The sequence below is a fragment of the Confluentibacter citreus genome, assembly GCF_002807055.1.
Taxonomy (GTDB): domain Bacteria; phylum Bacteroidota; class Bacteroidia; order Flavobacteriales; family Flavobacteriaceae; genus Confluentibacter; species Confluentibacter citreus.
In genome coordinates, this window is the sequence record NZ_NIXN01000003.1 from 48,244 (window position 1) to 71,367 (window position 23,124).

General features: G+C 35.2%; 19 protein-coding genes. 8 read left to right on the forward strand and 11 right to left on the reverse strand.

Annotated features, from left to right (window positions below; translation table 11 throughout):
• Positions 1-130: 130 nt before the first annotated feature.
• The 7 genes from CDH49_RS07835 to CDH49_RS07865 form a co-directional block, all read right to left on the reverse strand.
• The gene (locus CDH49_RS07835) at positions 131-358 is read right to left on the reverse strand and encodes a CDGSH iron-sulfur domain-containing protein (RefSeq protein WP_100614965.1); all 228 of its coding nucleotides are present in this window, start codon (positions 356-358) and stop codon (positions 131-133) included.
• A gap of 292 nt (positions 359-650) precedes the next feature.
• Positions 651-3,863, reverse strand: a complete 3,213-nt coding sequence (locus CDH49_RS07840) for a T9SS type B sorting domain-containing protein (protein ID WP_100614966.1) — start codon at positions 3,861-3,863, stop codon at positions 651-653.
• 136 nt (positions 3,864-3,999) lie between these two features.
• Complete coding sequence (locus CDH49_RS07845) at positions 4,000-6,627, reverse strand: MGH1-like glycoside hydrolase domain-containing protein (protein ID WP_100614967.1); 2,628 nt, start codon at positions 6,625-6,627, stop codon at positions 4,000-4,002.
• 288 nt (positions 6,628-6,915) lie between these two features.
• Entirely contained in the window at positions 6,916-8,463 is a 1,548-nt protein-coding gene (locus CDH49_RS07850; RefSeq protein WP_100614968.1) for an alpha-L-fucosidase, read from the reverse strand.
• Between the two features lie 95 nt (positions 8,464-8,558).
• Positions 8,559-10,205, reverse strand: coding sequence for a SulP family inorganic anion transporter (locus tag CDH49_RS07855; RefSeq protein WP_100615228.1), 1,647 nt, complete (start codon positions 10,203-10,205; stop codon positions 8,559-8,561).
• Between the two features lie 146 nt (positions 10,206-10,351).
• Complete coding sequence (locus CDH49_RS07860) at positions 10,352-11,149, reverse strand: lysophospholipid acyltransferase family protein (RefSeq protein WP_100614969.1); 798 nt, start codon at positions 11,147-11,149, stop codon at positions 10,352-10,354.
• Positions 11,150-11,198: 49 nt separating this feature from the next.
• The gene (locus CDH49_RS07865) at positions 11,199-11,840 is read right to left on the reverse strand and encodes an NUDIX hydrolase (protein ID WP_100614970.1); all 642 of its coding nucleotides are present in this window, start codon (positions 11,838-11,840) and stop codon (positions 11,199-11,201) included.
• A 5-nt stretch (positions 11,841-11,845) separates the two neighbouring features.
• Between CDH49_RS07865 and CDH49_RS07870 the strand changes: the two genes are divergently transcribed.
• Positions 11,846-12,553: a peptidylprolyl isomerase gene (locus CDH49_RS07870; RefSeq protein ID WP_100614971.1), complete on the forward strand. Its 708-nt coding sequence runs from the start codon at positions 11,846-11,848 to the stop codon at positions 12,551-12,553.
• A gap of 140 nt (positions 12,554-12,693) precedes the next feature.
• On the opposite strand, the gene CDH49_RS07875 is transcribed toward CDH49_RS07870, so the two are convergent.
• Complete coding sequence (locus CDH49_RS07875; protein ID WP_100614972.1) at positions 12,694-13,413, reverse strand: RDD family protein; 720 nt, start codon at positions 13,411-13,413, stop codon at positions 12,694-12,696.
• A 24-nt stretch (positions 13,414-13,437) separates the two neighbouring features.
• On the opposite strand from CDH49_RS07875, the gene CDH49_RS07880 reads away from it, so the two are divergent.
• From CDH49_RS07880 to CDH49_RS07905, 6 genes are all read left to right on the forward strand, one after another.
• The gene (locus CDH49_RS07880) at positions 13,438-14,412 is read left to right on the forward strand and encodes a stage II sporulation protein M (RefSeq protein WP_100614973.1); all 975 of its coding nucleotides are present in this window, start codon (positions 13,438-13,440) and stop codon (positions 14,410-14,412) included.
• 50 nt (positions 14,413-14,462) lie between these two features.
• On the forward strand, positions 14,463-15,131 hold the full coding sequence (locus tag CDH49_RS07885) for a hypothetical protein (protein WP_100614974.1): 669 nt from the start codon (positions 14,463-14,465) through the stop codon (positions 15,129-15,131).
• Positions 15,131-16,333: a DUF4350 domain-containing protein gene (locus tag CDH49_RS07890; protein ID WP_100614975.1), complete on the forward strand. Its 1,203-nt coding sequence runs from the start codon at positions 15,131-15,133 to the stop codon at positions 16,331-16,333. The genes CDH49_RS07885 and CDH49_RS07890 overlap by 1 nt, the downstream gene beginning before the upstream one ends.
• A gap of 2 nt (positions 16,334-16,335) precedes the next feature.
• Positions 16,336-17,403 (forward strand): AAA family ATPase, encoded by a 1,068-nt coding sequence (locus CDH49_RS07895; protein ID WP_193434723.1) that lies wholly within the window; start codon positions 16,336-16,338, stop codon positions 17,401-17,403.
• 129 nt (positions 17,404-17,532) lie between these two features.
• Complete coding sequence (locus CDH49_RS07900; RefSeq protein WP_100614976.1) at positions 17,533-17,892, forward strand: DUF805 domain-containing protein; 360 nt, start codon at positions 17,533-17,535, stop codon at positions 17,890-17,892.
• Positions 17,893-18,023: 131 nt separating this feature from the next.
• Positions 18,024-19,355, forward strand: coding sequence for a DUF58 domain-containing protein (locus tag CDH49_RS07905; RefSeq protein ID WP_100614977.1), 1,332 nt, complete (start codon positions 18,024-18,026; stop codon positions 19,353-19,355).
• A gap of 65 nt (positions 19,356-19,420) precedes the next feature.
• Here the strand turns inward: CDH49_RS07905 and CDH49_RS07910 are convergent, their stop codons facing one another.
• A complete protein-coding gene (locus tag CDH49_RS07910; RefSeq protein WP_100614978.1) occupies positions 19,421-19,900 on the reverse strand; it encodes a Dps family protein in 480 nt (159 codons plus the stop codon).
• Positions 19,901-20,005: 105 nt separating this feature from the next.
• Here CDH49_RS07910 and CDH49_RS07915 point away from each other — a divergent pair, with 105 nt between their 5' ends.
• Positions 20,006-20,947, forward strand: coding sequence for a LysR substrate-binding domain-containing protein (locus CDH49_RS07915; RefSeq protein ID WP_100614979.1), 942 nt, complete (start codon positions 20,006-20,008; stop codon positions 20,945-20,947).
• Between the two features lie 137 nt (positions 20,948-21,084).
• On the opposite strand, the gene CDH49_RS07920 is transcribed toward CDH49_RS07915, so the two are convergent.
• Both CDH49_RS07920 and CDH49_RS07925 read right to left on the reverse strand, forming a co-directional pair.
• Positions 21,085-22,095, reverse strand: a complete 1,011-nt coding sequence (locus tag CDH49_RS07920) for a transporter family protein (protein WP_100614980.1) — start codon at positions 22,093-22,095, stop codon at positions 21,085-21,087.
• Positions 22,070-23,116 carry a cytochrome-c peroxidase gene (locus CDH49_RS07925; RefSeq protein ID WP_100615230.1) on the reverse strand — a complete coding sequence of 349 codons (1,047 nt, stop codon included), beginning with the start codon at positions 23,114-23,116 and terminating at the stop codon, positions 22,070-22,072. Before CDH49_RS07925 ends, CDH49_RS07920 begins: the two co-directional genes overlap by 26 nt.
• Positions 23,117-23,124: the final 8 nt, after the last annotated feature.

Consider the following 23,124-nt stretch of genomic DNA (forward strand, 5'->3'; position numbering starts at 1 on the left):
TGCCTCGCAATGACGTTATTATCGTGATTACAAATAGCAACGTCATGACGAAAGCAGTGAAGCAATTTATTTATTGAGTGGATTCCTTTCCGATAGTTATCGGGATCCGCAGGAATGACAAGTTAAACATTTAACTCGTTTTCATTGGTGGCAAATCGAACGCTTTGGCATCGTGTTCAAAATGGTTGCGGTGCGCGCCATCGCAAAATGGTTTGTTACTTGATAGCCCACAACGGCAAATACTTAAAACCGTTCTGCCTTGTAATCCATACGCATTCCCTTGGCTATCTACTATTTCGAAATCGCCATCTATTTTTACTGACCCGTTGCTGTTTATGGTAAGTTTTGTTTTGCTCATAGTTATTTTGTTTTTTTGAGTTTCAAAGTTGGTGAATTTTATTTTGATATACAATTATAACCATGGTCGTTACCAATGACACGCCATGGCATGAAGTAATCTGTATGTTTAATATCATTGCGAAGAGTCTCGATAGCTATCGGGAGACAGTAGCAATCTGTTTATTTTAAATTGCTGACATAATTGTAGTTATCCTCATGGGATTGCTTCGTGCCTCGCAATGACCAATTAAGGAGATTGCCACGTCGCTCACTCCTCGCAATGACGGTTAGTTGCTCCTCCAAAGACCCATCTATCTTTTTAAAGTGAAATGTCCTACTTTACTAGTTCCATCTTCAAAAACCAATTTAAACCAATAGTCTGAAGACGGCAAAGGTAGACCATTAAATGTACCATCCCAAGCTTGGGATGTTTCTAAGTTTTTTAACAACTTCCCGTAGCGATCGTATATGTATAAATTATAATTTTGGTTGGAAGTGCCTTTTATAAACCAAGTATCATTAACCCCATCTCCATTGGGAGTAAAAAAACTGGCATGACCTACAAGCAATAATTTCTCTTCAAAATAACTACAACCAGCAATTTCTCTTCCAATAAGTGTATAAGCCCCGCCAGAAACATTGTAAAATACAGGTTCTCTTTGAAAATAAATACCATCTAATGAAAATTCATATGGCAATGTTGAATCAACATTTAGGATAACCGTATTTCTATTGTTTTCGGATGCTTCAATAGATATGGAATAGTCATCCATTTTAACGGATTCATAAACTGAAACTTCAATATTGGCCAGATCCATTCCACAATCATTTTCAACAGTATACGTATACCTTCCAGGAACATCTATTTTAGGATTGAAAAAACCAGTACCACTAGCAAGCGAGGGGCTCCAAAATCCTCCACTATCTGCGTTTGTACCTAGCATGTTAAATAAATCTACACCTCCACTATTTACACATACTTGAACTGTCCCATTACTAATACCAGGATTTGCCTTTGTTACCAGAGTAATTTGTATCTCTGCTTTATCTTGTGAGCATTCTGAATCAGGAAAATAATAAGTATAAGTTCCAGATTTTTCTATGGCTGGATTAAATAAACCAGATGTGCCAGCTAATTTCGGAATCCATTCACCCCCCACATCTGGTGTTCCGCCTAATAGTGTAAATAAATTTATGGGGGTCTGTGAATAACAAAGAACAAAGTCCCCACCAATACCAACGTCATTGTCATCGGAAACAATCACATTTACTTCTGAAAAATCGTTGGGACAACCATTATTTGTAACAGTGTATGTATATATGCCCTGAACATCGATTTTTGGATCAAAAACGCCTGTTCCACTTGCGAGAGCAGGTGTCCAAACACCTCCTTCATCAGCATAAGGCCCAAGGCTTTCAAATAAATTGACTGACTCACTTATAGTACACAAAGTCATATCATTATCATTACCCGCAAAAAGCCCTTCTAGTGAAACGTTTACTTTTATATAAGCTTCACATCCACATAAATCATTTTCGTAAACAAACTTATAAGTTCCTTCTGCATCTAAACCCGGAGTAAAAAAACCATTCTTTGACAAACTAGGTGTCCATTCTCCTCTAGCGCTGGCAGGCAATCCAGCATAAGTGAATAGGTTTATTTCAGAGCTATCAGGACATAACATTAAATCATTAATGCCAATGGTACGTTCATCCTCTAACGGGGGCAATCCTCCAATAATCTTAAACCGCCTCCATACACTAGACGCAAAAGTCCCTGCAAACAACACATTATCCTTAATGTAGATTTCATTTGTATTTTGAATTCCTAAACCTTCACATAAGGGATACCATTCTCCAAAGGTCTGATTAGTAACATAAACCCCTGTATTGGTTGCAGCGTATATTTTGTCTCCATCTATCACGATGTCATTAATCATTTTTATATCTGTATTATACAAACTCCAACCAACTCCAAGGTTATCACTAACAAACAAACCCCTGCTAGTTGCTGCATATAATTTATTATTGATTAATTGCAAATCGGAAGTTGTTGAAAACCCTCCGGGGATTGATCTGTTGGTCCAACTGGCACCTAGGTCCTGAGAAATAAATAGTTCGCTATTATTTGTGCTTACAATGATAGTATTTCCAATGATTTCAATACTTTCATAATCTACATTTGTACTAATTCCATTTGTTGAAACTAACGTCCAAGTCACACCAAAATCTTTAGAAATATAAATCCCAGTGCCACTAGCTCCTGTTACAAGTACACCACTATCATAATCTAACGCATGGGTTGAAATATTTAATCCAGGGTTAAATATAAAATCCCAACTATTTCCATTGTTTGTAGATTTGTATACCCCATCCCCTGTTCCCAAATACATATCGCCATTAACATTTACAATACTCGTAACATGTAAAGAATTAAATGTATTGATACCTGTATTGATTAACTCCCAATTTAGTCCACCATCAGCCGATCTAAAAACACCTTGGTCATTTGTTCCTGCAAATAAAGAGTTACCATTCTCTCCAAAAGATTCTATTTTTAAACCGGTAATTCCTGTATTATTGAGTAGCCAAGTAGCTCCAAAATCAAAGGACTCATATAGTCCTTGATTGGTGCTCATAATAATTTTACCATTTGAAAAAAACACGTGATTTGCAAAGGCATTGGTAGAGGTGTTTTGTACCAAATTCCAAGTTGCTCCGTTATCAGGTGACACAAAATATCTTCCTGCGGAAGTTGTTAAATAAACTGAATTTCCGGTTACGCCCATGCTAACAATAGAAGCATTTGTATCAACTGATGTTGCATTCCAGATAACCCCATCACTTGAAATAAAAACGGTATCATCATTGGCTACATAAAACAATCCATCTTTTACTATCATGGATTGAACGCCATTAGGCCCAATACCCGGAATGATTACTTGTTTCCATGTCAACCCGTTATCAGAGGTTTCAAATAGTGCTCGAGAAGGATCAAGAGCAGATGAACGACCTCCTGCATAAAGCTTAAAATTAAAATACAAAAAACTTGTAAAACCCATATCGGTAACTCCTGTGCTTCTATCAGTCCAAGTAGTACCATTATCTCCAGAATAATACATCCCCCCCTCAGAATTACCCGCAAAAAGATTTATTCTATCAACAAATAATGAATAGAATGTTTTATCTTCAATACCAGCATTTATTGGTTTCCAAGACGCACCATTGTCTGTGGATAAAAATATACCGTTTTTAAAAACTGAAGCATATAAAGTACTGTTGTACTCTGACAAGGCCAGCACTTGTTCATTACAAGGCAAACCCCAACCACTCCATTCCCATGAAGCCCCATTATTAGATGATCTAAATATGCCACCATTACCTGCATTTAAAACCAAAAAGATCCCAGACTTAACTATTTGGTTTGTATGAGCTCCAATTGGACCATTAGTTTGTACCCATTGCGAGAAAACAATAGAATGTATTAGAAAAGCAAAAAAAAGGCAAAACAGGTTTCTTTTCATTATTAACCAAAAAAAATGAGTTTGAAACTAAATCTTTTTTAGGTTTAAAAAAAATTTAATTAAGTATAATCGTCAAAACTTGAATTTAACAGACAAAACTTTTTAATAAACCATTTTTTTGATAACCAAGACCTTACTATGTTTTACTGTCTTCCATTTCCATAATTAAATTGGCAATGAGGGCTGTCCATCCCGTTTGGTGCGATGCACCCAAGCCTTTGCCGGTATCGCCATCAAAAAACTCGTAAAACAGATGTAGGTTTTTAAAGTGTTCGTCTTTTGAAAACAAGTGTTCGGGATCATCGGCATGGTACTGAAATTTGCCGTCAGAATTGGCTTCAAACAGTTTTATCAAGCGTTTGGTAAGTTGATTGGCAATATCCTTTAAATTAAGTTTATGACCAGAATCCGTTGGAAATTCGTATGTGTAGGCATCACCATAAAAAGTATAATACTTGCGCAAGGACTGAATAATCATATAATTAATAGGTAGCCAAATGGGGCCGCGCCAGTTTGAATTTCCACCAAACATGTTGGAACGGCTCTCTCCTGGTTCATATTGAATTTGATGGCGTCCATGATGTTCGAACACAAACGGATGTTTTTCATGGTATTTAGACAGGGAACGTATGCCGTAATCAGAAAGAAATTCATCTTCATCCAGCAAGCGTTTTAATAAATGTTCCAACCTAAACCCGCGCATGATGGAGAACAGATAATTACCCTCGGAATTGGCATTGTCTAAATTTGAAATTAGGGAGGCCAAATCTGGACGGGTTCTTATAATTTCATTCGCTCTAATCCTAAATTTCTTTAGTTCCTCAAAAAGGTCCTTGTGAATGATTTCAACAGCAAACATAGGAATGACGCCAACCAAAGAACGCACCCGCAAACGATCGGTCGCCCCGGTTGCCATTTCTACCACGTCGTAATAAAAATTATCCTCATCGTCCCAAAGGGATATGTCCTTTTTCCCAATATGGTGCATCGCCCATGCGATGTTTAAAAAATGCCTGAAAAACTTGGCAGCAGACTCTTCATAAATTTTATTGGTTTTGGAAAGCTCTAAGGACATACGTAGCATATTGAGCGTAAACATCGCCATCCAACTGGTGGCATCGGCCTGCTGCATGCGTTTGATTCCAGGAGGCATGTGATTACGATCGAACACCCCAATATTATCCAAGCCCAAAAAACCACCTTCAAAAAGGTCAGTACCGCTTTTATCTTTTTGGTTGACCCACCATGTAAAATTAATCAGCAGTTTTTGGAATGCTTTTTCTAAAAAAGGGATATCGCCGTTTCCTGTGTAGTTTTTATCTTTTTCGTAAACGCTCCAAACCGCCCAAGAATGTACGGGTGGATTTACATCGCTAAAATTCCACTCGTAGGCTGGAATCTGTCCGTTAGGATGCATATAACTTTCTTGCAGTACCAACAACAATTGTTCTTTGGCAAAGAAGGGGTCTATCTCTACAAATGATGCCATGTGGAAGGCTAAATCCCATGCCGCATACCACGGATATTCCCATTTATCGGGCATGGAAATAACATGCCTATTGGTAAGGTGTTGCCAATTGTAATTACGCATGTTTGCCCGATTGGGGGTGGGTTCACCTGGGCCGCCAAACAGCCATTTAAATACATCGTTATAATAGAATTGTTTTGTCCACAATAACCCAGAAAAGGCACTTTTTGCAATGACTTGATGTGTTTCTGGAATATCGGTTTTTATGGTTTCGTTATAAAACTGTTCGCACTCGGCGATTCTTTGATGAAATGTAGTATCAAAATCTGCCCATGGCTGTTCTACCTTATTTTTACTAAGACGTACTTTAACAATTCTTTCTTCACCCGCTTTTAATTTAAAATGGTGCCAAATGGCGAATTTCGAGCCATTTTTTTCTGGGTTTACAGTAGGTTTCCCATCTATGACGTGGTCGTTGATACCATCCTTAACATAATCGACTTCATTTGGGTAATTATAAATACGCTTGTTATTGGTCTCGTTTTCACAAAATAGTTGCTCTCCGTCTTCGTGATATAAATAATATCGCCCATTTCTGGTGCTTCTGGATTGCACTACCGTATTGGAAATAGATTTCATGCTTGGACGTGCGTGCCGCTTGTTATGCTTCCAAAAATTACGAAACCAAAGATGGGGCAACACATGGATATCGGCTGTTTTTGCACCTCTGTTTACCACGGTGACTTTCATGAGAATATCATCTACGTCTGCTTTGGCATATTCAATAAAACAATCAAAATAGGCCTGGCTTTTAAAGCTACCTGTATCCAATAATTCATATTCAAATTGATCACGCCCACGCTGATTGCCGCTAACCAAATCCCCATAAGGAAATTCATTTTGGGGATATTTATAAAGGTATTTGCAATACGAGTGTGTAGGTGAGGATACTTGATGGAAATAAAGTTCCTTCACGTCTTCACCATGATTCCCTTGATTGTTGGTCAACCCAAACAAGCGTTCTTTTAAAATGGCATCCTTCCCATTCCAAAACGCAGGGGCCAAACACAAAATTTCCCGCGAATCGCAAAACCCTGCTATACCTTCTTCGCCCCACCGGTAGGCGTTGCTACGTGCTTTTTCATGGTCTATAAATTCCCAAGCTGTGCCATGTTCACTATAATCTTCGCGAACGGTTCCCCACTGTCTTTCGGCTAAATAAGGCCCCCATTTTTTCCAGTATTTGTATGTATCTGGTATGGCTAGTCTTTCTGCCTCAGCACCTTTTTGAATCATATATTTTTGATATGTAAATTGAACTAAATATTTAAAGAAGCCAGATACTAAAAGTGACTTCCGATAACATATAAATTATGTTTTGAAAATCTTTATTTTAGTCGGATTTGAATAAAAATAGTTCTTTTTTCGAAACCTTCCCACGCCAATGAAAAGTATTGCTTAATTGCTATTTTTACTGTAATTCATTTAATATCCCGTAAAAAAAAGGACTGTAATTTGATGAAGTCGTATACTGTTAACGCCACTAACTAAAAACCCCGCTGTGTATTGATTTGAAACGTGTAATTATTCAAAATCAACTTTAAACACGGTTGCAATCTCGTCCATTTGAGATGCGTTTGGTGTTGCAAACGTTAATTTATCATTGGTAACGGACCATTTTAAATCTACCCCACTACCAACAACGGATACGTTTTTGATTTTGGATGTTATAGGTGTACGGATTTCAATATTGGATTCGGCTTTAGGAAGTCCTAAAGAGAAAATATATAAATGCTTATTATCTTTAGATACCATGAAACGAATATCTTTTTCATTATAATCCATGGTAGCCGATTGTCCTCCAAACTCCCCTTTTTCAAATGCTGCTTCACCATAACCAAATGTGGTAAAGGCTCTGGTTTCATATACAGCTTCTTTATGCTTATCAATCCATTTTCCAATAGCTAGCAATACTTGTCTTTGCTCATCTATAATGGTACCATCTGCTTTTGGTGAAATATTCAGCAATACAATACCTCTTTTGCTCCACACATCAATCATGTTTCTGATAACTAAATCTGGTTTTTTATAGGTTTGTCCGGCAATATAACTCCAACTATAATTACTTATAGTGATATCAGTAAGCCAATAATCATCAGAAAGACCCGTTTTTCCACCTTGCTCTATATCCAACATCCCAACATTTGCAGGCAAATCTTCCTGTTTATAGGCAGCAATGGGTTTTTGACCTCTAGAAACGGCCGTGTTGAAATGGTGCGCTACCATTTTTTGACGGTAATTTTCTGGAATTTTATCTAGCCAAGAATCAAACCAAATGATGTCGGGCCCATAATTATCCACCACTTCATTGATTTGATTTAACCAATAATCATGAAACTCATCCGCAGGCATGTTTCCATAAAACTTTCTAAGTTTTGGGTCGGTAGTCGAAGTGATATAATCTGGATGGTAGGGATAATGGCTGTCAAAGCCGGGGTCAGATGAATTCTTGGCCCATTGCAAGGTATCTTGTGCATAGCGTTGAAGTAATTTGGCATGATGGAATGTGGCGATGGTTTTCATATCGTTCTTTTTAAGTTCGGTATATAATTCTCCCAAAATATCTTTTTTGGGTCCCATATCCTTAACGTTCCAAGGGTTTACTTTACTGCCCCACATAGCAAATCCGTCATGGTGTTGCGCTACGGGACCTGCAAATTTAGCCCCCGCTTTTTTAAATAAATCCGTCCATTCTTTCGCATCAAAATGTTCAGCAGTAAACATGGGGATAAAATCATGATAGTTGAATTCCGATAACGGCCCATAGGTTTTTTGTTGATGCTCAAAAATCTTTCCTCCCCATTCCTTTCTTCCTGACACATACATCCACCTTGGGTACCATTCATTGTCAAATGCGGGTACGCTGTAAAGTCCCCAATGAAAATAAATACCAAACTTGGCATCCTTGAACCATTCTGGTTCCCGGTCGATGGTTGCAAGGGATTCCCAAGTTTCCTCAAATGCTGGCTTTACATCTGTTTCTAATGGTTTTTGTTCTGATGTATTTTTACAGGAGATGCATGTTATTAATACACATAGCATCAATATGGTTAGATTTACTTTTTGGATCATCTTAAATTGGTTTTCGTTGGCATTCCTTTGATTTAGAAGATATAAAAATAGGAAATTAAAACCTTAGCTGGACATATCTTATCTAATACAATACATTATTGATCACTTGCTATTTTAATGGCTTCTTTAATATCTCCTACTATATATTGGCTATCTAAAACGGCGTACATACCATTTTTTTCGAAGTCGTTCTTTAATGTTTCGCGTATACCTGATAAAATAACTTTTATATTTCTTGTGTGATAAGATTTAATAATTTCCTTTAGGCTTTGATACCCTGTTGCGTCTATTAAAGGGACATATCGCATCCTGATAATAATAACTTTGGGTTGTAAATGTGTATTGGTTATGGTTTCTTGAAATTGACGTGCTGCTCCAAAAAATAAAGGCCCATTTATTTCATATAACAACACATCTTTGGGTAGGTCTAATTGTTCTTCATCAAATAAATGTTCGCCATTAACATGGTCTGTCGAGATGTTTTCAACAAGCACCGATTCACTCATGCGTTTCATAAACATAAAGCTGGAAAGTACGATCCCTATTTCAATAGCGATGACCAAATCGAAAATGACTGTGAGAAAAAATGTGGTCAATAGGATGATGATATCCATTCTATTTCCTTTTAAAATGGATTTGAATTGGCGCCATTCACTCATATGATAGGCCACGACCATTAAAATACCGGCAAGACAGGACAGCGGAATTAACTTGGCATAAGGTGCAAATAACAGCATGATGGATAATAAAACCAATGCATGCATGATGCCTGCAATAGGGGTTCGTCCACCATTCTTAACATTGGTTGCTGTTCTTGCTATAGCACCTGTAGCAGGTATGCCTCCAAATAATGATGACACAATGTTTGCAGCACCTTGTGCAATTAATTCGACATTGGAGCGGTGTTTTCCTCCAATCATAGAATCTGATACGACGGCTGAAAGCAACGATTCTATACTTCCCAACAAGGCAATGGCAAAAGCGGGAGCGATGAGTAGTTTTACGGTTTCAAAGTCCACACTCGGTAATGATGGTGCACTAAAATGATTTGGAATGTTACCAAAATTACTTTCTATAGTATCTACAGGGATTTCAAACAGCTTGACTACAATGGTCGACACTAAAATAGCAACGATGGATCCTGGTATTTTTTTTATAAGTTTTTGAAAATATATGGTAAGGAGGATAGTTGCTGCAGCAATGGCTATGGCATACCAATTCACTTTATTGAAATTCTCAAAATAGACTTTCCATTTATCAATGAAATCGGCTGGGACTTTGGCAATGTGCAAACCAAAAAAATCATTGATTTGTGAGGAAAAAATAATTAAAGCAATACCGCTTGTAAAACCAACAATAAGCGAATATGGAATAAACTTCAGCAAGTTACCCAAACGTGCCAAGCCCAATCCTATTATTATAAATCCGGCCATAAAAGTGGCAATGGTTAATCCGTTTATGCCAAATTCCTGAACAATACCGTAAACTATGACAATAAAAGCACCCGTTGGCCCTCCTATTTGTACGCGGCTACCTCCAAAGGTTGAGATGATGATGCCTGCAATAATAGCTGTTATGATACCTTTTTCTGGGGACACACCAGAAGCTATGGCAAAAGCAATAGCAAGAGGCAGGGCTACGATGCCCACAATGACTCCTGAAAGCACGTCCTTTACAATAGTTTCCTTAGAAATGCCTTCTTTTATAAGAGAAAATAATTTGGGGGTAAATTCTTTTTTCATGGTGTCGCAAAACAACCCAAACATTATTGATATTCAGATTTTTAAAGTTGAAGTCAGCTATAACGAAGTTAACTAATTTTCACAGATCATGAATCATGAAAAGAGATTAATTATTTATTGTCTTATTAACAATAATAAGGCATTTATTACCATTCACGAAGTTTATTCAAAGCTTCTTGGGCTTCTACTTCTTCTTGGGAAATGACTTTTAAAAATGAAGGATGTTGCTCTATGGCATATTCGATTCTTTTAACGATATCGTCGGTGGTTTCGTTATCATAATCAATCACCAAAGGCTCTTTAATCTCCATAGATTGAAGAATGTTTTTCTTTTTAATCCGAAGTCCCTTTTTATCAAACGAACGTCTAAAACCATCAATAACAATAGGAACTACAATAGGTCTATAGTTTTTAATAATAAACGCGGTTCCTTTTCTAATAGGCTTAAAAGGTGTAGTTGTGCCTTGGGGAAATGTGATGACCCAACCATCATCCAATGCTTTGGCAATACTTGAGATATCACTCATTTTAACCTGTCTATTCACATCTTTACCTTCGGCACGCCAAGTACGTTCAATACTAATAGATCCCACATAAGCCAAAATTTTTGGTAACAGTCCAGCTTTCATGGTTTCTTTAGCAGCCACATAATAGATATTAAGTTTGGGGTTCCATAAATAACCCACATTTTTTATAGAATCTGTTCTTCCGCTTAAACTGGCGTTAAATACATGAAACATCGCCACAACGTCGGCAAAATAAGTTTGGTGATTGGATATAAACAGGACATTGGTATCTGGTAATTTTTTAATAATTTCAGAACCTTCAATTTGTAATTCATTAAACCCACGAAAGCGTCTGTGAGTCATGACACCCAAAATACGTATGAGCCATTTTTTCACAAAAAGTATATGTCCGAATGGATTTCGCTTAAACAATCCCATGCATCATGCTTCAATTAGTTAGAGATTACAAATGTAATAAATCTATAAACTAGATTAATTCTTTTAGCAAGTCTTTTATTTCGCTTAATATCATAGCGGTTGCTCCCCAAACAATATGGCCATTTAATAGGAAGGTAGGCACTTCAACATCAATGTTATAGGATGCCTTAACTCTGTTGGTCATAATGACGTTTTCATCTAAAAAATGCTGCAAATCAACCTCTATAAGCGCTTCAACCTCCTCTTCTTGAAGCTTAAAAAATGGTGTTTTTGGCGTTATTGCAATAAATGGATGCACATAAAAGTTACTAGGCGCAATGTAAACCTCTGTTAATGCTGTTAAAATTTCAATAGTGCTTTTTAATACCCCTACTTCTTCAAAGGTTTCCCTAATAGCTGCTTCCATTAAAGAGGTATCTTGAGTTTCTAATTTTCCGCCCGGGAAGCCCACTTGTGCCGAATGAATGCCTTCATAAGTCTTTCTTAGTATTAAAATAAACTTTGTTTGATTGTTTTCATCTGGATAAAACAATGCTAAAACACCTGCTTTTTTAGCTTGATTAATAGCTTCATTTTGAATGTTTAAGAATGCCTTACGGGATGGCGGTATCATTTTAAGATGTGATCCTTCGCCTGGAAGCTGTATATTTTTTATTTTTGAAGATAATCCTGAAAATTCATTAAAATCCATTTCTTATGCGCGTTATCTTATTCTTGTTTGTTTTTCTTTTATTTCTGAATTGTGAAGATAAACAATCAAAAAAGAAAATGGAAACGAATATCATTGAAACTAAAGAGACAATTATTAAAACACCTACTGAAGATACAAAGGAAGAACCTGAAACGGATTTCCCTATTTTAGATGACAAAAACGCTGTGCCTTTTTTTGCTGAATATGATAAAAAGCACAAAGAAAATAAGGTGCGTATCACTACTGATTTTGGCGCTATTGACATCCTTCTTTACAATGACACCAAATATCATCGTTCTAATTTCATCTATTTAACCAAACGCCAATATTATGTTGACACACAATTTTATCGTGTTATTGATAATTTCATGATACAAGCAGGTAATAGCGATGATAAAAAAATAGCAAAAAAACGTTCTGAAATCGGTCAATATTTGCTACCTACCGATACTAAAAAAGGTTACAAACACAACAGAGGTGTCATTTCAATGCCCAGTAGCGATATTGAGAATCCTTATAAATTAGCCTCGCCTTTCGAGTTCTTTATTGTACAACAACAAGGTGGTGCCCCTCATCTAGATGGTGATTTTACCATTTTTGGCGAAGTCACCAAAGGCATGGATGTCGTTGACAAGATTGCAGCTGTTGAAACCGATGATGGTGATTGGCCTTTAAATAATATTTATATTAGAAAAGTAGAGATTATTGAATAGGTTTTGGCTGTTCACTGTTCACTGTTCACTGTTCGCTGTTCGCTGTTCGCTGTTCGCTGTTCGCTGTTCGCTGTTCGTAAAATTAAACTTTCTAACTATTTAACCTTCTAACTATTTAACTTTTAAACTTTTAAACAAAATTACATATCCTGTGTGTAAAAATTATAATCTTTTAAAACCACGTCTATAAACTCCATATCCGTTTTTTGTTTCATTTCCTTGATATCTGTAACCTCCATGATTTTTGAACGCAATTTTATCAAGGTTTGATAATCTTTAGATGTTTTGGCTAAAGAGTAAGTCTCTTTAATAATACGTGCATCGTTATCGGATAATTTAATAACGTTCAAGTAGGTTGGTTTATAATCTTCCCTTAAATTTTCCAGAATGGTATGGTTAATAGTAACATTGTCTTTTAAGCTTATAACGGCTGTTCCCGCAGCCATATCACCCAAACGTTGCGTTTTACTATTGAAGAGCATCACAAAAAATCCTAAACCAAGAATATAAACATCCACGATTCTAAAAAACCAACGTACCACATAATCTGATATGGAGGCTTGGTAGCCATCAATCTTTACAACCCGTATTTTAAAAATCCGTTTACCAATAGTTTGTCCTTGTAAAAAAGATTCCAAAACCAAGGTGTAAAACATCACGGGCAAACTAAGCACCGTATTAATGCCAATTTGTGACCATTGGTCCATATTCTGAAACGCATTGAATATGTTTCCCACTAGAAGTAAATAGCCGATTTTAATTGTCGTGTCAATCATAAATGCCAACAACCGTTCCCCTGCTCCAGCAGCGTTGAACTTAATTTTTACATTTTGGGTCGTGTTAATTTGTAACTCTGACATTTTATATTTTAATTTATCAAATATATGAGGGAAGTTTCATTCATCAAACAAAATAAGGAAAAATGGCTGAGTTTTGAAAATGCCATTTTCAATAATGATTTTAAAGACCCTGACGCATTGGCGTCACAATACGTTCATTTAATAAACGATTTAGCATACGCGCAAACGTATTATCCTAAAAGTAAAATCGTAGATTATCTTAATCAATTGGCCGCTAAAGCCTATCAGAAAATTTATAAAACCAAGCGCGAGGACACTAATAGAATTTTTGCCTTTTGGAAAACCGAAGTCCCATTAATCTGTTATCAATATAGAACATTTATCTATGTGGCATTTATTATTTTTTCCACATTTACATTTATTGGGGCTATCTCCGCGGCGAATGATGGTGAATTTGTACGTTCCATTTTAGGGGATGATTATGTAAACCAAACCTTAGTAAATATTGAGGCTGGAGATCCTGTGGCTGTCTATAAAAGCGGTAGTAATTGGGGCAGTTTTATTGGCATTACCGTTAACAACTTAAAAGTTGGGGTTTTATCTTTTATATTAGGTGTTTTTGGCGGTATTGGCACTGTTTACATTTTATTTCAGAACTGTATAATGTTGGGCTCTTTTCAGTATTTTTTTTATGAAAAAGGTGTTTTGTGGGAAAGTGTTCGTGGCATATGGATTCATGGTTCCATGGAAATTTTTGCCATTATTATCGAAGCTGCTGCGGGTTTACTTTTAGGTGCGAGCATTTTATTTCCGGGAACCCATTCTAGGTTTACCTCTTTTAAACACGGCGCAATAACAGGCATTAAAATTTTAATAAGCACGTTTCCTTTTACTTTCTCTGCTGGGTTTTTAGAAGGGTTTGTAACGCGTTATTCTAATATGATGCCTAACTGGTTATCGGTCGGCATCATCATCATAACACTAGGCATCATTAGTTTTTATTATTTAATTTATCCGTTTCAGGTTCAAAAAAGAATTACAAAAACCAACACTATTTGAGATTCAGAAAATCACATATCATTTTAGTCGTATTCCTTTTTGTCTTCAATATGGGAAACTGTTTTGTGACGGCTTTGCAAGAACCAAACACAAACAGAACCTTTGATGCCAATTTTAAAGACCGTTATTCTGGAAACAAATATGATTATGAAGGCAAAAAGATTATCACTAAAACACCACAAGGTTCTGGTAATTATGAAGATTATAAAAATAAAAACCCTAAAATAAAAGAGGACGAACGTAGCAATAGTTTTTCGGTAAATTTAGGTTCTTTAGGTTGGCTATTTTACTTAGCTCTTTTTGTCGCAGTTGGTTATTTAATTTATATTTTATTGAATGAGGGTGGCTCTGGTTTATTTTCTTCAAAAAGACATAAAAAAGTAGATAATTTTGAGGACATCACTTCAGAAAATATTGAAAATGCAGACATCACCGCGCTTATAAACTGGGCTGAAAACAATCAAGACTATAGGCTGGCGATTCGATATTATTACTTACTCGTTTTAAAAACCTTGACTCTAAAAAACCATATTAAGTTTGAAGACGACAAAACCAATGCAGACTATTTAAATGATATTAAATCAAAATCATTTAGCAGTGCCTTTGAATACACTTCCTATCTATACAACTATATTTGGTATGGCGAATTCCCTTTAGATGTTAAGCAATATAATCAAGCTAAGGGTAGATTTGTAACCCTTTTAAATCAAGTAAAATAATGAGGAAAATATGGCCCATACTTCTCGTTATTATTGCATTGGTAATCACTGCGGCCATTGCCCTTGGCATAAAAAAAACAAAAACGGTGGATTGGGAAGAATCCTTTAACGAAAAAAGCAGTAAACCTTATGGTGTTAGTGTATTTTATAGTGAGCTACCTAAACTATTTAAAAACCATAAAATAAGAACTGTTTATCACACTCCCGAAAGTTATTTAAGAGCAAACTCCGAAGACGGTTATGGTGATCATGTGGCCAAGGGAAGCTTTATAATTATTGGCAATTCGGATTATCTAGGTGATGAGTCGGTTGATGAATTATTGTATTTTGTTGGTAAAGGAAATACACTTTTTATATCCGATTACTATTTTGTTCAAAAAATACATGACACTTTGCAAATAAGCGTCGATTACGCTTCCACATCAAAAGACAGTATGTCTTATATGGCATTTGAAAACAAAACATTAGCAAATGCCCATATTGATAAAAATGCAGGCGTTAATTATTTTTCAAGTTTCGACTCCATCAACTATCGTATTCTTGGATATACAAAAACGGATGAAGAACACGTCAATTTTATTCAAATCCCTTTTGGCAAAGGGCATATTTATCTGCATTTAGAACCCAAGGCGTTTACAAATTATAACATGCTAAAAGATGATAGATATAGATATGCGGAAGGCGTTATCTCCTATTTACCAAATGCGGACATTTACTTCGATTCATATACCAAAATACAATCGAGTTATGGTGATGTTGAGAAAAAATCGAATTTAAGTTGGTTTTTGGAGCAATTATCATTTAGATGGGCATGGTATACAGCTTTGGTTTTTACTGTTTTATTCATGGTTTTTAATGCAAAACGCAGACAGCGCATCATTAAGATTATTAAGCCTTTACCTAATACAACTGTTGCTTTTGTTAAAACCATATCTCACTTATATTTTGATATTCAAGATCATAAAAACTTAATTCACAAAAAAATAACTTACTTTTTAGAAAAAATTAGAACCGACTATAATTTAGACACCTCGGTTTTAAATGATGAATTTATTGCCAAATTAGCTTCTAAAACAGGCAAGAAAAAAGAAGATGTTAAACAACTTATAGATTATATAAATTGGTTAAAATCGAGAAATGAGTATTTTGAAGGCAATCTTCTAACGCTCAATAAACATATAGAAACTTTTTATTCAAATTAATTATGGAAGACAACAAAGAACCACTGGACCCTAGTTCTTATATACCAAATGATAAGATAACAGCATCTGTTCCTGTCATTTCTGAGGAAATAAATAATGAATTACAGTTTCAAAGTAGATTAGACTTAAGAGAGCTGCAACACAGTGTCAATAAGATAAAAGAAGAAATTGGTAAAGTTATCGTCGGTCAAAAAGACATGATAGACATGCTTATTGCATCACTATTAGCAAAAGGCCATTCGCTTATAGAAGGCGTCCCTGGTGTTGCAAAAACCATAACGGCTAAGCTTATTGCTAAATCGTTGAGTGTTGGTTTTAGCAGAATTCAATTTACTCCAGATTTAATGCCGAGTGATATTTTAGGAACCTCTATTTTTAATCTAAAAACCTCAGAATTTGAGTTTAAAAAAGGGCCTATTTTCTCAAATATGGTGCTGATTGATGAAATAAACCGTGCTCCTGCAAAAACGCAAGCCGCCTTATTTGAGGTTATGGAAGAACAGCAAATTACCATTGATGGCAATAAATTTACGCTGGAATCCCCATTTATGGTTCTTGCTACCCAAAACCCTATAGAACAAGAAGGCACGTATCGTTTGCCAGAAGCTCAATTGGACCGTTTTTTATTTAAAATAGATGTCGAATACCCTAATTTGGGTGAAGAAATTGAAATCCTTTCCAGGGAACATCAATTAAAAGAAAGAGTAAAAATAGAAGAAATCGCCTCATTTTTAACGGCAACACAAATTTCTAACTATCAAAAGTTGGTGACACAAATTTTAGTTGAAGAGCACTTGTTAAAATATATTGCCGAGCTCATCGTAGCGACCCGTAACAATCCATTTTTATATTTAGGAGCATCGCCCAGAGCTTCCATTGCAATTTTAAAAGCCAGTAAAGCATTTGCAGCCATGTCTGGCAGGGATTTCGTGACTCCAGAAGATATAAAACGCGCCGCTATTCCTGTGTTACACCACCGTGTGATTGTAACCCCCGAGCGTGAAATGGAAGGTGTTTCTAGTAAACAAGTTATCACACAAATTATTGAAACGGTTGAAATACCGAGGTAGGTGTTTGTTGTTTAGCTGTTTGGCGTTGATTTGTTTAGTCGTGTAGTTGAAGTAACTTTTAACTTTTAACTTTTTTAAAATTGAAACGGTTGAAAACCGAAATAACCAACTAACTAAAAAACCAAAATTATGTTTAAAAATCCATTTTCATTTGAAGGTAGAATTCGGAGAACCGAGTACGGACTAAGTTATTTAATTTATATGGCAATTTATTTAGGTGTAGCCATGTTTGTTTCACGTGCTGGTGAATCTTATTCCATAATATTTCCTTTTTTATTAATTCCATTATTATGGTTTCTGTTGGCACAAGGAGCAAAACGTTGCCATGATAGAGGTAACAGTGGCTGGTATCAAATCATACCATTTTATGGCTTATGGATGCTGTTTGGAGAAAGTGATTATGGTTCAAACGAATATGGTGATAATCCTAAAAGACAAGGCAACCATGGTGCTATTGAAGATATAGGACAATCGGTCGAAAATGAATAATTAAGCTCGTCGTTGATTTGTTTGGTTATTTGTCGTTTAGTCGAATAAACTATTAACTAAACGACAAACAACCAACACCCAACATCTAACATCTAACATCTAACATCTAACATCTAACATCTAACAAAGTTTTGAAACTTCTTAAACCATTTTACATACAACCACGATTTTTCTATGTCGGCATTGGTATTGTGGCATTATTTGGTTTAAGTTATTTTATACCTGTTTTATTTAATATTGCCCAACTTTCTTTAATTGTACTAACTCTCTTATTCGTTGTGGATTTTCTAATTATTTTCATCGGAAAAAACAAAATGGATGCCACGCGACTATTACCTGATAAATTTTCTAACGGCGATGACAATACCATTCAGATAAACATCTCAAACAACTATCCTTTTTTAATCTATTTAGAAATTATTGATGAAATCCCAGAACAATTTCAAGTTAGGGATTTTAAACTTAGGGAAACTATTCCGCCCAAAAAATCGAAATCAATACAATACCACCTAACACCAACAAAACGTGGCGAATACCATTTTGGTAACCTAAACATATATGCATCATCAGTTATAAATTTAGTCGCCAAACGATTCAAATTCAATAATGGTGCTATGGTGCCAACCTACCCTAGTTTTAAACAATTAAAAAAGTTTGAACTTTTAAACATTAACCAAAACTCTTTGGATTATGGTTTAAAAAAAGTGCGACGTCTTGGGCATACTATGGAGTTTGAACAAATAAAGGATTATGTTTTGGGTGATGATCTAAGAACCATTAATTGGAAAGCCACAGCAAAGAAAAATCAATTAATGGTGAATCAATTTCAAGATGAGAAATCGCAACCCATTTATTCGGTAATCGACAAAGGGCGTACTATGAAAATGCCTTTTAATGGTTTAAGCCTCTTAGATTATGCCATTAATGCCACGTTAATCATCAGTAGCATTGCTTTAAAAAAACAGGATAAAGCAGGATTATTTTCCTTTTCCAAAAAAGTTGAAAATATGGTGGTTGCAGAAAGAAGGAATTCGCAAATGCAATATGTTTTAGAAGCGCTTTACAATATTAAAACCGATTTTTTTGAAAGTGATTTTAGCCGATTATACACGAGTATAAAAAACAATATTACCCAGCGAAGCCTACTATTATTATATACAAATTTTGAAACTTTAGATGGTTTGGATAGGCAATTACCTTATTTAAAAGCCATTGCCAAAAGTCATTTGCTAGTAGTTATCTTTTTTAAAAATACTGAGCTTGATAGTTTAATTAACGACAAAGCGCAAACCATACAACAAGTTTACGACAAGGTTATTGCTGAAAAATTCGCATTCGAAAAACGCTTGATTGTAAACGAATTAAAAAAATACGGTATTCACTCTATTCTAACAACTCCAGAAAATCTAACTGTAGATACCATAAATAAATATTTGGAAATAAAAGCAAGAGGCTTATTATAACTCAAACAAACGCATAAAATAAAAAGCGACCCTGAGGTCGCTTTTTTGCTATTAATCAAATCAATTTAAACCGTTTCGTTCAACCAGGCTTTCATCATCCAGACTGTTTTTTCCTGTTCAGTAATAAAATCACTCATCATGGAGTTTGTTCCTTCATCATGGGCTTCATCGGATTTGTCCAAAATGGCACGTTCAATTTTTAATAATCCCGATAGGGAATCCACAATTAAAGCAACTGATTTTTCATCTTGCGAAATGTTTTTACCAATAGGTATTTTGGCATTTTCAACATAATCAGAGAACGTATGAAAAGGCGTTTCGCCTAATGTTAAAATACGTTCTGCAATCATATCAACTTTCATATTAGCATCGGTGTATAGCTCTTCAAACTTAACATGTAAATCGAAAAAACGTTTTCCTTTAATGTTCCAATGGATGCCTCTAAGGTTCTGATAATATATTTGAAAATTTGCTAACAAATTATTTAAATCTTTTGCTAAATCTTTGGTTTTTGAGGTATCTAAACCTATACTATTTAATTTCATAATTAAGGGTTTTTAATATTACCACTAATTTACTCTATAATTAACGGTTATAATAATAAATTTTATTGATAGTTTTTATATTTTTATAGTCTAAATCGATGCGCAATGACAATTACACAATTATACTATGTTTTGGCAGTAGCAGAAAACCAAAACTTTACCAAAGCTGCTGAAAAATGCTTTGTAACACAACCAACCTTGAGCATGCAAATTCAAAAATTGGAGGATGAATTAAACATTCAAATTTTTGACAGGAGCAAAAAACCCATTGAATTAACCGACGTTGGCAGAAAAATAGTCATTCAAGCAAAAAACATCGTAAATGAATCTTATAGAATACAAGATATTGTAGACCAGCAAAAAGGGTTTATAGGTGGCGAGTTCAAACTGGGCATTATCCCAACGGTCATGCCAACCTTATTACCAATGTTCTTAAAAGCTTTTATAAAGAAATACCCGAAAATTAAGCTTAAAATTGAAGAATTAACCACCGATGAAATCATAAACAGAATCAAAGAAGGGCATTTAGATGCTGCCATTGCTGCAACACCTCTGGAAAGTGATTTTATAAAAGAGCGTGTATTATATTATGAGCCTTTTGTAGGTTATATTCCTGAAAACCACAGATTACATACCAAACAAAAAATTAATACTATTGATTTAGAAATTGATGATATGCTTTTGCTGGAAGATGGCCATTGCTTTCGAGACGGCGTTATAAACCTATGTAAGGCTTTTAAAAATCAGACCGAAGAAACCTTTCAGTTGGAAAGTGGTAGTATAGAAACGCTTATAAAACTATCGGATGAAGGTTTGGGCATGACACTACTGCCCTATTTACATACCTTAGATTTAAATGAGAAAGCTAAAAAGAATTTACATTATTTCAATGAACCAAGTCCTGCTAGGGAAGTCAGCATCATTTATCATAAAAGTGAATTAAAAATTCAAATTATTGAAGCCATGCAAAGTGTTATCTCAGGTATAATTAGAGGTGCCATCGCATTTCAGAATGTAAAAATTATAAGTCCTTTACCATCAAAATAAAAAGATTGTCTGAAAAGCTAAATTAGTCGTCATTACGAACGTAGTGAAGTAATCTGTTTATTTGTGATAAACTAATATCATAAGATTGCTTCGTCGTCCCGATAGCTATCGGGACTCCTTGAAATGACGTTTTTATTCTATAAAACATAATTCAAATAGACCATAAATCTGTTTTTAGAGGTGACATTTTCTCCAAAAAGGTTCTGACTTATGGGAAAAGTGTAATTCGCTCCAATAATAAATTGGTCAATCATAAACTCTGACCCAAAAGCACCGTTAACAATGTTTCCATTGGTTTCCGGCAACGCTTCATTAAATTGCTTAATGGAATTATATACGTCGCCGGATATGCCTAAAAACGGACTGAAAGCTGATTTTTCTAAAGGTAAATTGTAATACACATTGGATGAAAAACTAAACTGGTTTCCAAAACGATACTCATTTTTATTTTCAGTTTTCAAATAATAGGTTGCCGATGTATTAACGCCTAACTTATTTTTTGAATACGAATGCAACACAGAAAAAATGGCATCTAAAGTTCCCGTACCCACTTGAAATCCAGGATTTATTCTATCAGTTAACATGTCTTCAAATTCACCTGTTGGCAATTTTAAACCAATACCAACATTTAATCGGTGTGCAGATAATTCCCTTTCATCATCTTCTCCTTCCACATGATTAAAATCAACCTCGTGGGCTTTGTGCTTTTTAAAAAATTTCAATTGGTACCATCCTATTACCGTGATATCTCCCAAACCATTAATATGTTCTGTTCTATCTTCAAAATGCCTATATAAATCTTGGTAAGGGACAATGGCATTAAAATAAAATTTATCATTTACAGGAATTCTTCCCCAAACCTGATAGGTATTAAACCGTTCTTTACTTGTTGGCGAATTGCTAAAAATACCATCTTTGGATTCATAATCCTGATAAATATATCTTAAACCAACAAAGCTAAGGTTATCTAAAGTTCCAAAACCTGAGCTGCCACTACTTGTAGAACAACCACACAAATCGCAAAAAACCTTTAACGGAGTGTGTACATGTGGTGGAATGGTTGCTGCTTGATTTTGAATAGAGCAAAATAATGCAAACAAGCCAAGCAAAATGGTTTGTATTTTAAAATTCTGAAAAACGTGTATCATTTAAAAATTCGTTATCGGTTAATGTTTTTAGAAAAGCAATAATACTTTCCTTTTCGTAATCTGAAAGAGTTATCCCTAAAGAACCATCAGCTCTTTTTAGAGATGCGTCCACATTGCCATTATCTACCATACCAGAATCGTAAAAATCCAAGACGGTTTCAAGCGTGTCAAATCTACCATCATGCATATATGGAAATGTAAATTCTATATTCCTTAAACTGGGCACTTTAAACTTATATAAATCTTCAGGGTTCTCTAAAACCACAAAACGTCCTTTATCATTAAGTCGGGGGTTAATAGATAATCCGTTGTTTCTATACGATTGATCTGAAAATAAATCGGTTGCATGGCAGGAAGAGCATTTATTCTGAAACGTGGTTAAACCATCCTGTTCGATTTGTGTTAGACTTACATTATCTTCATGTCTAACATATTTATCATATTTAGAATTTGAAGACACCATCATCACCATAAACTGTGATAAGGCTTTTAACATGTTGGATGTATTAATTTCACCATCTTCAAAAGCAAGAGTAAATTGTTTTTGATAATAACTATCTGCCTTTAATTTTTCAATAACATTACTCAGGGTTTCTCCCATTTCCAATTCGCTTGTAAGTGGAATGATGGGTTGCAAATCTAAATGAGATGCTGCACCATCCCACATAAAATCCTTTTGGAATGCCATATTTTGAAGGGGCTGCGCATTTCTTAATCCGATGCCGCCATTTACACCATGGCTTAATGTATGCCCATGATGGGTAAAAGCAAAGGCTTGCTCATGACAAAAAGCACAAGGAATGGCATTGTTAGCCGACAATTTACCATCGTAAAATAGTTTTCTTCCCAATTCAAAGCCTGCTTCCGTTAATGGATTGTTGCTTAAATTATAAACCATATCCGGGAAATTGGAAGGCACATCGAAGTTTAAAGGTTTTGCCACGTAAACTATTGTATCCTCTTTTGAGCATGACAAAAAAAGGAACTGACTAAAAACAACTATGATTAGTATTTTTTTCATTTTTGAGC